Genomic DNA, 14,525 nt, shown 5'->3' on the forward strand with positions numbered 1-14,525 from the left:
TCTTTTGTTATTCTTTTTTATTCGGGAGTCGTAGCACAGATTGTAATTAATGAAAATCAATAACGAGTACTTTAAACAAGTAATGAGAATATCTTACATAATTCTACTTAATGTACTACTGATCGCTCAGAGCCTATGGGCCAATGGAGCACTTGCACAATTATTGGAGAGGGAAGTAAACCTGACATTAACGGGCGACAATGCTTGGTCGGCCATACAAAAACTGGAAAAGCAATCGATCCGATTTGCTTATCACGCAGAACAACTTGGATTGGGTAAAATACGCGTGCCCGATCAGACATTTGAGGGGGAAACGGTAGCACATATTTTACAATATCTCTTTCATGATTCACCGGTTAAATATACAGAGGCAAATGGCTATATCATCTTAAATAAGAGACAGCAAGCAGTCAAAGTTATCGGACAGGTAACCGATAAAGATGGTATGCCCTTAGCTGACGCAACAGTTCGTGCGATGGAAGCTAATCGCGCTGTGCTTACCGATACGGAAGGACGTTTTAGCCTATCCTTAGTACCCGGTAACTATCGCTTGGAAGTTAGTCACCTAGCCTTTGAAACCGAGCGACAAAATATAGTTGTTGAGCCGGAGAAAAATATTCCGATCAGCATCGCGCTTACAGCAAAAGTGGGCGAATTAAATGAAGTGATTGTAACAGCTTTAGGGATCAAGCGCGAAGAAAAGGCTTTAGGCTATTCCACGACAACTGTCAAAGGTCAGCAGCTAACAGAAGCCTTATCGAGTAATTGGATGGACGCCTTATCAGGCAAAGTGGCAGGTTTAAATTTAATGCGCTCTAACGCTGGTCCGGTAGGGTCAACTAAAATTATTCTTCGCGGCGAAAACAACCTTACCGGCGAAAACGAAGCACTGATCGTTGTAGATGGAGTTGTCATCAACAATGGATCCGGCCGCCGTTCGGGAAACAGCTCCGATGCAATATATGGTACAGGAAGCGATAATATGCCGGCAGACTATGGTTCTGGCTTGGACGATATTAATCCGGAAGATATCGAAAGCGTCACGGTACTCAAGGGACCGGGAGCGGCCGCACTATACGGCCAAAGAGCAGCAAATGGCGCGGTAATCATCACCACAAAGTCGGGTAGACGTAAATCGAAGGGATTGGGTGTTACGGTTAATTCTAATTTTTCAATGGAAAGTTCGAATCGCTGGCCGGATCTACAATACGAATATGGGCAAGGTCTTGGAGGGGCGGCTTACTATTCTTACGGAGCATCGGTAGATGGATCAAGTACCAGTGGAACAAGTTCCGCGTATGGACCTAAATTTGACGGGCAATCCTTTTTCCAATATGATCCTATTAAACAGGCGGTGGGAGATCAACGAACGCCTTGGGTTCCTTATAACAATATAACCGATTTCTTCGAAACAGGTAAAACATTTACAAACAGCGTTACTATCGATGGGGGCACTGATAATACCACAGCGCGCTTCTCGGCAACCAATGTAAATAATTCATGGATAACGCCCAATACAGGGTATAAACGGAACACCTTTGCTTTATCGGTAAATTCTAAAGTGAGCGAAAAACTAAGCATCAGCTCAAAAATTAATTACAACAACCGTTGGAGCGATAATTTGCCGGGAGCTGGTTATGGAAACCAATCGCTCATGTATTGGTTTATTTTCTGGCAACCGAGTGCTGATTTAAATTGGCTGAGAAACTATTGGGTAAATGGCCAAGAAGGATTGGCTATTAAGTATCCTTTTAGCACCTATCCGGAAAACCCTTATGCGATATCGTATGAATTTATTAATAGCAATAATCGACATACTTTTACCGGTAATGCACAGGCTTCCTATCAATTCGACAAGCGTTTCAGTGTGCAGCTTCGTACAACGTTGGATTTTTCAAATGAAAACAGGACCCAAAATCGTCCGTATGACGCGGGTTCAAAATTACCTGAAGGAAGTCATCGCACGCAGCATATTTTTTCGAAAGAATCTTCAGCTGATTTCTTATTACGTTACAACACAATTTCAAAAGGGATCGTTGATTTCGGAGCAACACTTGGTGGAAGTACGCTGCAAAACGAATATCGCCGTGAATCGCTTACTTCAGATGGCTTGAGCTATCCCGGGGTTTACAATCATAATAATTCGAAATATGGGGTGGCCACTAATCAGGTAATCGATCGCTTTGAAATTAACAGCTTTTACGGATTACTGACCAGCGGGTATCGTGATTATTTGTTCCTGGATGTTACGGGGCGTATTGACTGGACAAGCACACTCGCCACCCCACAATATCCTAATAAAAGTAAAGGCTTCTTTTACCCATCTGTTAATGGAAGTTTTATCCTGTCGGAGTTTTTCAGTTTACCGCATGTCATCAGCTTTGCTAAGCTTCGTGCTTCTTATGCTGAAGTTGGATCGGGTGTACAACGCCCTTATCAAACGCAATTTGTTTACACCTCACCTAATAGCCTTATCGGTGGTTCATTAGCGAATCCTACAACCTTAACTAACCCTTTTATAGAGCCGTTACGTACGCGTTCCATTGAATTGGGTACAGACGTTCGATTGTTTGACAGCCGATTTAATGTAGATGTGGCGGTCTACAAAGGGAATACGTTTAACCAACATCTTTATCGCGTTATCGATGCCGCCTCGGGGTATCGAAATTACCTGATGAATATTGGCGAAGTAAGCAACCGTGGAATAGAAGTGGCCGTCAATACCGATCAGATCAAGAACAAAGATGGGTTTAGCTGGTCGTCAATGATTACATTTAGTGCGAACCGGAATCGTATCGAAGAATTGGCTGATAGTTCGTTGGTTTTGCAACAACGTTCAGTCGGTTCGGGTCAACTGGTAGCCCATGTAGGTGGCAGTATGGGCGATCTTTATGGGATCGGATATCTACGCGCACCAGATGGTCAAGTAATTTACGATGAAAAAACTGGCTACGCTCGATTAACCAATGATGTTGTTTATCTGGGTAACACCATTCCTAAGGGGAAAATCAGTTTTGGTAATACCTTTTCATATCGAAATCTTCGGTTAAATGTGCTTTTTGATGCGCAATGGGGCGCCGTAGCACACTCCCTCACGCATTATAAGCTGGCAGAACAGGGGAAAACCAAGAATACCTTGCCTGGGCGGTATAGTGGCATCATTGGCAATGGTGTGATACAGAATCCCGATGGTAGCTATCGGCCTAACGATGTGATCGCAACCAATATTGATGAATATTACCGATCGCACTACGGCGCTGATAATGCGGAGGGAAGCACTTATCCGACCGATTTTATCAAATTTCGAGAGGCAAGGCTTGATTACACATTACCTGCCAAATTAATATCCCGTTGGGGGGTAGAGCGTGTTACGCTTGGAGTATACGGACGGAATCTCTTTGTATGGACAAAATGGCCGGCATTTGATCCTGAGTTCGGTACCTTGGATCAGGGCGATATCGTAAAAGGCTTTGAAATTGCTCAGTTCCCCTCTACCAGAACATACGGACTTAATTTGATTGTTAGCTTCTAAAATATTAAAAAATGAAGAGAAATATTATTTATGGTCTTTTGCTCCTTGTCGCTGCATTACTCAGCAGCTGCGATAAAGGCTTTGAGGAATTAAATACAGATCCTACTAAAACAACGGAAGCTTATCCTTATCAGTTTATGGCTAATGCGCTCATCAATTCGGTGAGCTATAACATGGCGCGCAACCGCACCTTCAATAATGAACTGATGCAAGTAACAGTATCACTTGGTGACGGGGATGGAAAAGTGTTTCGTTATGACTTTCGGCGAAACTGGGCCGACTATTTATGGAATAGCCACTATACGGAGCTTACTAACTACAAAGATCTCTATCTCAAAGCACTCGAAGGGATAAACTTTAATCGTTCGTATCAAGGAATTTCGCTGCTTTTTCAAACGTGGACTTACTCTATTCTGACAGACACCTATGGAGATATTCCTTATTCGCAATCGAACTTGGGACGCGACTCCCTGATCTTGGAACCTCGTTTCGATGCGCAAAAGGACATTTATTTAGATATGTATCAGAAGCTAGATTCTGCTAATACATTGCTAAGCAGTAACGATATTATTGAAGCCATACATGACCCTGTGTACGGTGGAGATGTTAGTAAATGGCGTAAATTGTGTAATTCGCTCTACTTAAGGTTGTTGTTGCGTGCGTCGCACAAGGCGGATGTGCAGGATATGGTGATCTCAAAAATACAGGAAATCTTAACCAATAGTTCAAAATATCCTGTATTTACAAATAACGATGATTCTGCCATTTTGCGATGGACAGGCGAAGGTGCCTATCGCTCACCCTATATGAACACCAGGGCACAAGATTTTAGGGGAGTAGGAATCTGTAGTTTTTTTATTGATTTCTTGCGTGATACGAATGATCCACGCATTAATATCCCGGAATACGGAACTTCAGGCATTAATCGTTGGGGAATCGCTCCGGTTTCGGGAAATTTTGTGGGGGTGCCATCGGGCTATGCAGCAGGGACTGAAGAATATACCCGGATGTCCTATTTCTATTCTTATGACCAAAATAGTGGGGTTAACAGTTTGCAGACAGAGCCACTGACCGGTATAATTATGAATTTTGCTGAGCTGCAGCTTATCAAGGCAGAAGTCGTGCTTAGAGGTTGGGTGGCGGGTTCTGCCGAAGAGTACTTCTATAGCGGTGCGGAAAGTAGTATTAAACTTTGGTTACCCAATTGGGACGTGTCAATACGTGCACATTTGGCTGCATCAGATGTACAATGGGACGAATCGGCCGGTTTCGAGGAAAAGATGGCACGTATTCACCAACAAAAATATTATGCTTTGTTTTTGGTAGATCTTCAGCAGTGGTTTGAATACAGGCGAACCGGTTACCCAGTGCTACCTAAAGGTGAGGGATTAGCAAATAATGGCGAAATGCCGGCCCGCTTATTTTATCCGGTGTACGTTCAGTCGTCAAATCCTACTAATTACAAACTGGCTATTGCGCAGCAGGGGCCTGATGAAATCAATACAAAAGTTTGGTGGCAAAAACCATAAATGCAATGAAGAAAACGAGTTTATATTTACTTATACTATTAGTGGTTGGTACGCTGTTGTCTGCGTGTACCAAGACAAATTACCCCGGGGGTGAGGTAAGTCCTTACATCGGTATTTATGACCTCCGGAGTCTCTATAAGGATAGTCCGGTGACGCTGACCGTCGAATCATTGGGCGGTTCAAGCAAAATTGCAGGATGGGTTATTTCCGATCATCGGGAAGGGAACTTGCCTGAAGGATTATTAATCATTCAAGATAAGCGCCGTTTAAACTTCCAAAGGGGTATCAGTATCGCTCTGGGGGCTGAAGCTGCGGATTACCTTCCAGGGGATTCCGTGGTGATCGACGTGGTGGGGGCTGAGATGAATCGCGTGGATGGCATCCTTCAACTAAGTGGTATCAGTACGGAGAAGGTTACCCGTGTAGCCAGTGGTTTGACGTTACCTGCTAATGTCGTGACTATTGACCAGATTTTGCTAAAACCGAATGATTATGAAAGTACACTTGTCGCCATTGTTAAGGGTGGTTTTAACCCGATACCAAAGACGGGAGAAACAGTTGGCGGCTCAAAAACGATCAACGACGGTTTCGGTAACTTAACATTGGAGACGGATAATCAAGCGGCCTTTGCAAATCAAGAAGTTTATAAAATGGCCAATTATTATGGAATCATTTTCAACCACATTACAGATAGCGGTACTTTAGTGCCTTATCATCGTCCTCGACGCGGTGCAGATATTGTCGCTTTAAATTCAGACTATGCGATTCCGAAGGTTATCATCACCGGGTTTGCGAGCGACCCTCGAGGTACGGACGCTAACAATGAATACATCCAGTTAATGGCTACGCAGGATATCGATTTCTCGAAGACACCTTTTTCTTTGGTCACCACCAATAATGCCAATGCTTCTACACCAACAGGTTTTCCCGCCAATGGTTGGGCCACGGGAGGAGTACGGACTTATAAATTTAACTTAAGTTCAGGATTTGCTCCTAAAGGAACCTATTTTTATGTAGGTGGAACCAATAAGCGGATTAACAGCACAAACTCCACCGATATATCGAGTGCAAACTGGATTACAGCCTACGCCTATAATAGCAATCCAGGTTTTGATTTTGGTAATCCCACAACTAATCTGCTGGCCAACTCCGGAAATGCATCTGGAATTGCCGTTTTTGAGGGTACCGAGGTTACAAAGGAATCAGTCCCGGTTGATGTTATCTTTGTTGGTACCGGAGGTAGCTTGTTTAACGGAAGCAATGTAGGCTATCCTATTACAAATACCGATTGGTATGATATTATCAATCCGCTTGATATGGCAGTACAAGCTTTTTATCGAGCCGGCACGAACACAAAAGCACTTACCTACCATACGCCATCGGATGCGGGTTACTTTTATATGTTAGGTGGCAAGTATAATCTCGCCCTTGGTAGGTGGACTAAAGCACGTAGCCAAGGCAGCTTTTTAATGACAAAAGAAACACAGTTAGAAGAAATAGAAGGAGAAGAGGCCACTAAGTTATTGGATAATTAACAGTCGGTCAGGTCGGTTGGGTCTGTTATGAGTCAACCGACCTGTTTTTAGCCTAAGCAGATCGTAATTTATTCTTTTTTGCGTGCTGAATAGAAAGCGAAATTTGGAAGATCATACCAAGGATAATCACGAGCATACCACTAAAACCGTAGAGATTTGGTAGAGAAGCGTTGATTAACCAAATTTCACCGATTAATGTGAAAAATATTTCGAAGACCTGCGTAGCTTCTACAGTCGCTAATGCTATCGGATCGTGCTTCACCATCTGAGTAGCTTTATAAAAACCTACTCCACCCAGAAAACCGGAGAATATGGCTGAGTAAAAAGATGCCTGCAATTGGGGTCCGGGAGCCATACCTACTTGCGAAAAGGCATAGGTGGCAAGTACTAACCACAAGGGAAGAGAACCTACCGTTAAACCCAGCACTCTTTGCATGGCATTTAGCGGCACCTGTCGGCTATCCAGTTCTATTAATAATTTGCGATTGGCAAGTGGCCAGACAATGGCTCCTACGAGCACCAAAACGAAGCTGATCATCAAGGAGCGTCCGTCATGCAATTGCATAAGTTTATCAAGTTGCATGATCAGCACGCCGAATACAACTAATAAGGAAAGTGCCAAAGCTCTAACTGGAATTTTCTTTCGATGATCGTTATAAAGAAAGGGCGCTAAAAGCACGCCTGCTAAGATGTTAATCTGAAAGGTTGCTGCAACTAGCCAACCGGGAATAAGCAAAGAAGCCAATGCCATACAGGTATATAATCCCCCAAATCCGATGCTCCCCCATTTAAAAAATAAAAGAGGATAACGCTTTATGGCCTGCCAGAAAGTTTTGAATTTCTTTGTAACCAATAACGGGAGAAGCATTACAGGAATCATAAATAAGCTTCTTAAGCAAGCTGTCCATGCCCAATGACTACCGGTATGGGCTAATAAACTATTGATGGTAAATGTAGAGGATAAAAATAGCGCGGAGGTAATGCCTATTATTATTGCCAAAATTGTATTCCGTTGTGCCTTCATAGGAAGGCAAAAATACAAGTCATGCGAACAGGGCTATAGTGATTTCCTGTTAATGTCCGGTACTTTTAGGCACTGTGTATCGCTCTATACTTAAGTGGTGTGAATCCGGTGACACGCTTAAAAAAGCGGCCGAAATAAGCGGGGTCATTGAATCCTAGATCAAAAGCAATCTCTTTTATGCTGTTCGAAGTGCTCAACAGTGCCATTTTTGCTTCTGTTAAGAGCTTATCTTCGAAAAGTTCATGAACCGTTTTCCCGGTTGCTTTCCGACAAATCCTATTGAGTGTTTTCGCTGGCACATGAAGCATATTAAGGTAAAAATTAATTCCATGTGCATCGCGGTAGTGCTTTTGGATCAATTTCCGCAAATCCAAGAGGACTTTACGCTCCGGATTCGATAAAATCACCGACTTTTTCTCAGAAGCATGTTTGGTGTTCAATAGTAATAAGAGGCTAGCTGTTAAATGAAAAAGCATATTCTTACCTAGCGGTTTTTGATTCTGCTCTAACAAAAGAAGCTGAATAATATGTCTAAGAAAGCGTATTGTATCTTCATCCATATCAACAAAAGGCTGCGTACTAAATGTATCAAAAAGGCCTTTGCCTTCTTCCTGTGGATGTAAGCTGAAAAAGTATTGCATTAATTCTTCACTGATCAGAAATATCCACCCTGAGCGTTCAAATTCCGGGAATTGGTGCACCTGCCCGAGCTGAAGGAAATATATACGATTCCGTTGAAGCGGATAGGGCTTGAAATTAATAAAGTGTTCACCATCCCCTAGAGCCCAAACCAGTTCGTAATGATCATGGCGATGCGGTGTGGCAGATAGATTTTGATAGTCTTTCTGTAAGCGTTCGATCCTCAGGTAATGTTCTCGAATAAGTGTCTGTACCGGTAATTTTTTGAATTTTTGCATGCAAACTGTTCCTGTATTATTGAAGTTTGATGTCAACGAAAATATGAAAGTCGACGAGTGAAAAAAAAATCGGTTAGTAAAACAAATTTGATAAAAATGCGTTATTGAGATAAGGTTTAGGTTGATTATAATACACAAAGGCTGTCGTTACTCAAAACGCAGCCTTTGTGATTTCTCGATTTCTTCTAAATCGTTATTCTCCAAGCGCGTGTACAATGGCATTCCTTTGTACGGTGTCTTTTTCTTGAAATTGTATACTACGTTTATACGTATCAAAGGTGAAAAAAACCTCACCGGGGCTCGCTGAGTCATCATCAAAAAACAATTTAAAACTGTTCGTTGAAGGTTTGTTGGGATCAAAAGACTTCTTATTCGACGAAAACGCCAAGGGCTGAATAGGGGCTGCTTTCATTTTCCGAATGCCATCTACTTTCCATAAGCTCGCTAGCGCAGTTACAAAAGCGTCGCTCGGCGCTCCGGCACTTTTAAAGGTGATGCTTCCTTTTTTAAAGCCATCTTTCTGATTAACAGAACCATCTTTGTTAATGCCGGCAGTAATGTTTTTACTAATCTCAACTAAAAAACTGACGGTGTCGTTTTGATAAAGCCCTTTGGCGGTATACGCAATGGACGTATCACTATCTTTTTTGTCTGTTAAGCTGAGATAGATTACAGACGGATTATCTGGATTGCTGGCTATTGGAAACAATCTAACGGTTTCAGTTTTAGTCGCGTCTGCGCTTTTAGGCTTATTGTTGCAGGAAGTAAGCAAAGTAATTGCCGAGAGCATCACAAGGGGCCAACCCAATTTGTTATATGTATTCATTATATAAGCGTTTAGAAAGGTTTTATTCTATTTTTAGAAACGTTGCAAGTTACCTTTTGTTTTTGATTCTTACCCCGTTTTTAAAGCACCTGACGTGCAAGCTTTCAACGAGTTATTTCCATGTTATAAACAAAATATAAAATAAGCTATAATAAACATGAAATAGATCTTATATAAAAATTCAATTTTATCGTTTATTAACCGTTTTTTTATCGTAAAATCATCGTATTTTTTATAGTAAATTTACGATGATAAAACGATGATATTACGATTATTTTGGATATTTAACCATTTTCATATTCTTTTTTCTATGTCTTTATAACCTTAGTTATATTAAAGAACTGGTTACAGTGGGTGAAATAACATGAGACCCTGTTACCTATATCCGGTACGAGGTTAAAGATTCAAGGCGGTATAGATTCGAGAAAGGTATTAACGATTTTCAGGCTTCAGCGTAAATTTCTTTCCGATATCATTTTATAGTTGGCAATACTTTCTTTTAGCGCGCCGATTTTTTCATTTAATTCTTGATCAAAATCTTTATCGCGTCCCAACTGGGCTCGATGGGTTGGGTCTGTTAAAGTTTCCAATTCTGCAACTCGCTTGGATATCTGATCAAGCATTTTAACCGATAGTCCTTTTTCACTTAGCGTAAGTTCTGTTAAACGGGGCAATAAGGCAATCAATAAGGTAAATACAGAAGCTAAAATGAAGTAAGCGTAGGTCTGTCCCTCTGTGTGCTTATCATCGCGAATAAGGGCATAGACGAAAATGAATATAGGAAATATTAATAAAATCCGGTTATCAATTTTTTTCATGATCGATTATCTTTAAACCTCTCTTTTTAGTACCAGCTTTTCCGTACTGATTTCGCAGATGGTGTATTGCTCTTTATTATCGGTATCAAAACGTAAAATGAGTTTATCTTGCTCCAGCTGCCACGATCCCGTGTCATATCGCGGTACATCATCGCGGCCGGGATGTGAATTAACCAACTTTCCGTCTTCTTCCAGGTTGATTTTATCACGTCCTCTAGCCAGGGGCAATGAAAACCCCTCAGGTCGATAAACCATTTCATCGCCGCTGTCCTCTTCAAAAGAGTGAACCCATTTCCCTTTTAAATATTCTTTATTCATTGTCTTCAATGGCTGGTTTTGTCGCGAGTAACGAGGCGCGCGGGCCGAGCAAAGTGGCTTTCATCCTAGCGGCTTGTCCCTTTGTGAACATAAACATACTGTCGTCATCCACATAATCCATGTAGTTCATAAACATGTCGCCATGGGGAGCATTGTTACAGGAAATTTTCGGAAAAGTAGGCTTTTCATAATTAGGTCCCAATTGGTTTGGCGTATCTTCTACATAATCGGTATCTTCACAGGAATTGCTTCTTCCGTCGCCGAAGATATGGGAAAGATTCAGGTAGTGCCCTACCTCATGCGTGGTAGTCCGCCCCAAATTGAAAGGTGCTTCGGCTGTACCCATGGTACCAAAGGCCCTGAAATTAATGACAACGCCATCTGTATCACTTGGACCGCCAGGAAATTGTGCATAACCTAGGAGACCTTCCTGTAGGTTGCAAACCCAAATATTTAAGTATTTGTCGGTCGGCCAGGCGTCAATGCCACCCATCTCGGTGCTTTTCACTGCATTGTCGGTGCCAAAAGAGGCCACTTCGGTCTGTGTTCTCGTAATGCCGTCAGGAGCCAGTTCAAAATCAATAAAACAATCCGCGGCCAATTCTTCCCATACGGAGGGTACTTTTCCCTTATCCGTATTCTGTCGGCGAAAATCGGCGTTTAACACGTCTATTTGACTTCTTACTTGCTCATCCGAAATATTTTCCGTTGGTGTATGATAGACGATATGCACAACGACCTGAATCTTAGCGGGAGCAGCAAACCGTAAGGTCTTGCGTCCCTCTAAAACCTTGTCGATATCACTTTCAATAAGTGCTTGCGCCCGCATATACTCGGGAAAAATATCAGCTTGGCGATGAAAAACTTCCATCGTGGCGCAGTGCCGTCTTTTTTTGTCTTGCTTCATTTTAGGTCTTTTTTTATAAAACTTTTTTTTCTCGTTTTAGTTTCAACAATAGGTTTAAATTTTTGTTAAATGCAATGAGCCAATATCTCATGTATGAAAATGCTTTCTCTGTTCCTAGACCAAATTCAACGCGTTCGTGATCGGCAAAAAGATAAAAAGATCTCATCGGTTGAGAAATCTTCCGAGATAAAAAATAGGCCGTTAACAGCGGTCAATCCATTAGATCTAAGCAACTATTTAAAACAGCATGATCTTTCCGTCGAACAATTTATCAATGATCCGAATTTTCAGGAGCGGATCATCGGACGGAACGATTTATTGAATGTCCATTATTTACGCAAGGGAGCGAAAGCAGCGCAGTCGGTTTGTCGAATTCATATTACATCGGACGTCGGACCTGCAGGTTTTGGAACCGGGTTTTTAATTGCTCCGCAAATTCTGCTAACTAATCATCATGTTTTGCCTACAACCGAATGGGCGCGATATTCCAGTGCCGAGTTTAACTATGAGGAAAACGAAACAGGTGCAGTTTTACGAACAAGTCAGTATCGTTTTGATGCTGATAAGCTGTTCTATACCAATGAAGTCCTCGATTTTACAATTGTATGGGTGGATCACAACGATAGACAGGGAGTAGCCCTTTTACAGCAATTCGGTTTTCTACCTTTACGCAGTGATTTAGGCAAAATTAAGGAGGGTGATTACGTGTCCATTATTCAACACGCTGACGGTTCCCCAAAACAAGTCGTGTTACGTGAAAACAGTGTGACGGATTTATCGCTCACTCAATTTGTTCGCTATGTTGCCGATACAAAAAGTGGTTCTTCCGGAGCCCCGGTTTTTAACGACGATTGGGAAGTGGTAGCCCTTCATCATGCGGGTGTTCCCCGTTATAATACAGCAGGTCAGATTTTAAACCTTGCCGGAACGGTATGGGACAGCGCGGAAGGAGAAATGCAGATAAATTGGCAAGAGAACGAAGGCGTACGCGTCAGTAGTATTATACATGACATCAGAAGCCATGCTATTAAACAATTTTCCTTTTTAGCTGAATTTTTTGCGCCGCTTTCTGATCCGTCTATTATAGAAAAAGAGTCGGGAACCCAACCGGTCGAGTTGACCGACGAGCTTTATTATCCACAGGCTGACGATGAAGAAGACAAAAAGAGATATTATCGAGAAGTTGGCGATGTGGGGAAGGCGGATTATAACCGATTACAACGACTGTTGGAAAGTAGTCATACGAATCCCTTATCTTATCAACCGTCTAAATATGTGTATCCAAAAGTAGATATATACCCTGATGGGCTGTTAAGAAGTATCTATTCGGGCAAATCCTTCACCATAGAGGAGTTGCAATTGGCTGATCAACGTATTGATATCGAACGTAAGCTTCGGTTTATAGAATGGAGTAAAAAAGCCGGCACAATGAACCGTGAGGATTATCGGAGCGAGCTTAAGACAATCGAGAAGGCCCTGCCCTATAATTGCGAACATGTTGTTTGCCAATCTTGGTTTGATGCACGTGAACCAATGAGGGGCGATTTACATCATCTGTTTGCCTGCGAACCTCGGTGCAATAGTTTTCGAAACAATCATCCCTATTATGATTTTGAGGGATACAAACCAATACCATCGCAAATGGAAAAAGAAATGGCTACTTGCGGCTATATGGAAGATGATCAATTTGAACCCGAAAATAACAAAGGAATTGTGGCCCGGGCTACTTTATACTTCCTGTTGCGGTATCCGAATGCAATAAGTGTTTATAAAGACGACGATATTGTGCTATTGAAGCGATGGGCAAAAGAACAAGCCGTTACGCTTTACGAGAAACATCGTAATCGGGAGATATTTTTGTTGCAAGGCAATAGGAATCCTTTTATTGACTTTCCGGAGCTGATAGATTCTATAGACTTTCAAGTGTCTGAAAAAATACTAGCGGCAGTACCTCACACTGCGAGAGAGGTAAAAAGTAGGAACTTGGCGGCGGATGTCAAACGAGCGGTTCTAATGCGTTATGGTTACGCCAATCCGGATCCCTCCGTTGTAGAAGACACGAAGGCAATGACCGATTTTGAATTCAGTGATAATCAATATTTGATGCTCACCGCGTCATTTAACGATATAGCCGTCAGGTATCGCGCCAAGCCTCGTAAAATTACCGTCAGCGAAGTACAGGCGTGTGGCAGTATAAAAGATTGTATTGATTTAGTGTATGCAGCAATTGCTTAATCAAACTTTGAATACGATGAGGAAAACAATCTTATATTACTTCTTACTATTTGGAAGTAACGTGGCCTTTTCACAACCTTTAGACCGGTCAAACTGGTTTGAAAGGAATATCAAAATTAGGCAGTCGATGGAAACCGCCGAATTTCGGGAAGTACCCGCGCAGTTTCAGATAACTTTGCCAAAAAGTGATAGCAGCTCTTGGTTGGTGAACGTAGGTGTATCGATGAACCTCAGCAGCAAAAGTACCCGTTGGATTTCCTCGCTGATTGCCGAATACCACAAAAACACCCTCACAGCGGTCGAACAACACAATATGCAAGCTGCTTATGGCTTCTCGGGATTAATAAAACGGGGAGCAAAAAAGTCATGGTTTCTCAACGGCAATGCCGGTTACACCTATGATGAGATAAGTCGTAGTCATTCATTGATGGGTAATTTTCTGTTTACGTTTATGGGTGATCGTGGCCCAATTAACACCTATAAATTTGCCTCTGATACCGGCAGTCGTTTTTATATTTCCCCATTTTTAGGATTTCAGATACAGGAAACTATGCAAGCCTTTGATGAGGCTAGTCAAGGGCTACTTTTGCGTCCTTTATTTACCCTTTCCGCTTACTTCGATATTATCCGAAAGAAAACGCTTACACCGGACCCTTTGCTGCGTATTGCCGTTGACTATACCGGGCGTACCGATTTAGTTAATTCGACGAATATTGACGAGGGTTATACACAGTTATTGCAAAGTGGGGTTGAGTGGTTTCTGGTTGATAAACCGATTAGAGTGAGCTTGGGTGGTTCTTTCAATTACGGTTCCGATCCACTAAGGGGCTTAGCGAAGCAACAATATTGGTTATTGTCTTTAAATCTCTATAAGTGACTTGCTG

At 42.1% G+C, this 14,525-nt stretch carries 11 protein-coding genes; 5 read left to right on the forward strand and 6 right to left on the reverse strand.

The features are described from left to right. The first annotated feature begins 82 nt into the window (after positions 1–82). From FKG96_RS09550 to FKG96_RS09560, 3 genes are read left to right on the forward strand one after another with little or no spacing between them, the layout of a single operon-like run. A complete protein-coding gene (locus FKG96_RS09550; RefSeq protein WP_246860262.1) occupies positions 83–3,532 on the forward strand; it encodes a SusC/RagA family TonB-linked outer membrane protein in 3,450 nt (1,149 codons plus the stop codon). 11 nt (positions 3,533–3,543) lie between these two features. Continuing rightward, positions 3,544–5,061 carry a SusD/RagB family nutrient-binding outer membrane lipoprotein gene (locus tag FKG96_RS09555; protein ID WP_149105384.1) on the forward strand — a complete coding sequence of 506 codons (1,518 nt, stop codon included), beginning with the start codon at positions 3,544–3,546 and terminating at the stop codon, positions 5,059–5,061. A 5-nt stretch (positions 5,062–5,066) separates the two neighbouring features. Continuing rightward, entirely contained in the window at positions 5,067–6,596 is a 1,530-nt protein-coding gene (locus tag FKG96_RS09560) for a DUF5689 domain-containing protein (RefSeq protein ID WP_149105385.1), read from the forward strand. A 52-nt stretch (positions 6,597–6,648) separates the two neighbouring features. Here the strand turns inward: FKG96_RS09560 and FKG96_RS09565 are convergent, their stop codons facing one another. The 6 genes from FKG96_RS09565 to FKG96_RS09590 form a co-directional block, all read right to left on the reverse strand. Continuing rightward, a complete protein-coding gene (locus FKG96_RS09565; RefSeq protein ID WP_246860263.1) occupies positions 6,649–7,620 on the reverse strand; it encodes a multidrug resistance efflux transporter family protein in 972 nt (323 codons plus the stop codon). Between the two features lie 65 nt (positions 7,621–7,685). Then, positions 7,686–8,537 (reverse strand): helix-turn-helix domain-containing protein, encoded by an 852-nt coding sequence (locus FKG96_RS09570; protein ID WP_149105387.1) that lies wholly within the window; start codon positions 8,535–8,537, stop codon positions 7,686–7,688. Positions 8,538–8,730: 193 nt separating this feature from the next. After that, positions 8,731–9,363, reverse strand: a complete 633-nt coding sequence (locus FKG96_RS09575; protein WP_149105388.1) for a hypothetical protein — start codon at positions 9,361–9,363, stop codon at positions 8,731–8,733. A 449-nt stretch (positions 9,364–9,812) separates the two neighbouring features. Continuing rightward, positions 9,813–10,181 carry a hypothetical protein gene (locus tag FKG96_RS09580; protein ID WP_149105389.1) on the reverse strand — a complete coding sequence of 123 codons (369 nt, stop codon included), beginning with the start codon at positions 10,179–10,181 and terminating at the stop codon, positions 9,813–9,815. A 12-nt stretch (positions 10,182–10,193) separates the two neighbouring features. Further along, the gene (locus tag FKG96_RS09585) at positions 10,194–10,499 is read right to left on the reverse strand and encodes a lipocalin family protein (RefSeq protein ID WP_041387333.1); all 306 of its coding nucleotides are present in this window, start codon (positions 10,497–10,499) and stop codon (positions 10,194–10,196) included. Beyond that, a complete protein-coding gene (locus FKG96_RS09590; protein WP_049794994.1) occupies positions 10,492–11,406 on the reverse strand; it encodes a zinc metalloprotease in 915 nt (304 codons plus the stop codon). The genes FKG96_RS09585 and FKG96_RS09590 overlap by 8 nt, the downstream gene beginning before the upstream one ends. Positions 11,407–11,499: 93 nt before the next feature. Here FKG96_RS09590 and FKG96_RS09595 point away from each other — a divergent pair, with 93 nt between their 5' ends. Continuing rightward, positions 11,500–13,641 carry an endonuclease gene (locus FKG96_RS09595; protein WP_149105390.1) on the forward strand — a complete coding sequence of 714 codons (2,142 nt, stop codon included), beginning with the start codon at positions 11,500–11,502 and terminating at the stop codon, positions 13,639–13,641. Between the two features lie 16 nt (positions 13,642–13,657). Then, entirely contained in the window at positions 13,658–14,518 is an 861-nt protein-coding gene (locus FKG96_RS09600) for a hypothetical protein (protein WP_149105391.1), read from the forward strand. The last annotated feature ends 7 nt before the right edge of the window (positions 14,519–14,525 follow it).

The sequence above is a fragment of the Olivibacter sp. LS-1 genome (assembly GCF_008245145.1).
GTDB classification, from domain to species: Bacteria; Bacteroidota; Bacteroidia; order Sphingobacteriales; family Sphingobacteriaceae; genus Olivibacter; species Olivibacter oleidegradans.

Excerpts from the sequence above, each read along its gene's own strand:
- FKG96_RS09550 (WP_246860262.1), top strand. The coding sequence starts at position 83 with ATGAGAATATCTTACATAATTCTACTTAATGTACTACTGATCGCTCAG.
- FKG96_RS09575 (WP_149105388.1), bottom strand. The coding sequence starts at position 9,363 with ATGAATACATATAACAAATTGGGTTGGCCCCTTGTGATGCTCTCGGCA.
- FKG96_RS09595 (WP_149105390.1), top strand. The coding sequence starts at position 11,500 with ATGAAAATGCTTTCTCTGTTCCTAGACCAAATTCAACGCGTTCGTGAT.
- FKG96_RS09555 (WP_149105384.1), top strand. The coding sequence starts at position 3,544 with ATGAAGAGAAATATTATTTATGGTCTTTTGCTCCTTGTCGCTGCATTA.
- FKG96_RS09560 (WP_149105385.1), top strand. The coding sequence starts at position 5,067 with ATGAAGAAAACGAGTTTATATTTACTTATACTATTAGTGGTTGGTACG.
- FKG96_RS09600 (WP_149105391.1), top strand. The coding sequence starts at position 13,658 with ATGAGGAAAACAATCTTATATTACTTCTTACTATTTGGAAGTAACGTG.
- FKG96_RS09585 (WP_041387333.1), bottom strand. The coding sequence starts at position 10,499 with ATGAATAAAGAATATTTAAAAGGGAAATGGGTTCACTCTTTTGAAGAG.
- FKG96_RS09590 (WP_049794994.1), bottom strand. The coding sequence starts at position 11,406 with ATGAAGCAAGACAAAAAAAGACGGCACTGCGCCACGATGGAAGTTTTT.
- FKG96_RS09570 (WP_149105387.1), bottom strand. The coding sequence starts at position 8,537 with ATGCAAAAATTCAAAAAATTACCGGTACAGACACTTATTCGAGAACAT.
- FKG96_RS09580 (WP_149105389.1), bottom strand. The coding sequence starts at position 10,181 with ATGAAAAAAATTGATAACCGGATTTTATTAATATTTCCTATATTCATT.
- FKG96_RS09565 (WP_246860263.1), bottom strand. The coding sequence starts at position 7,620 with ATGAAGGCACAACGGAATACAATTTTGGCAATAATAATAGGCATTACC.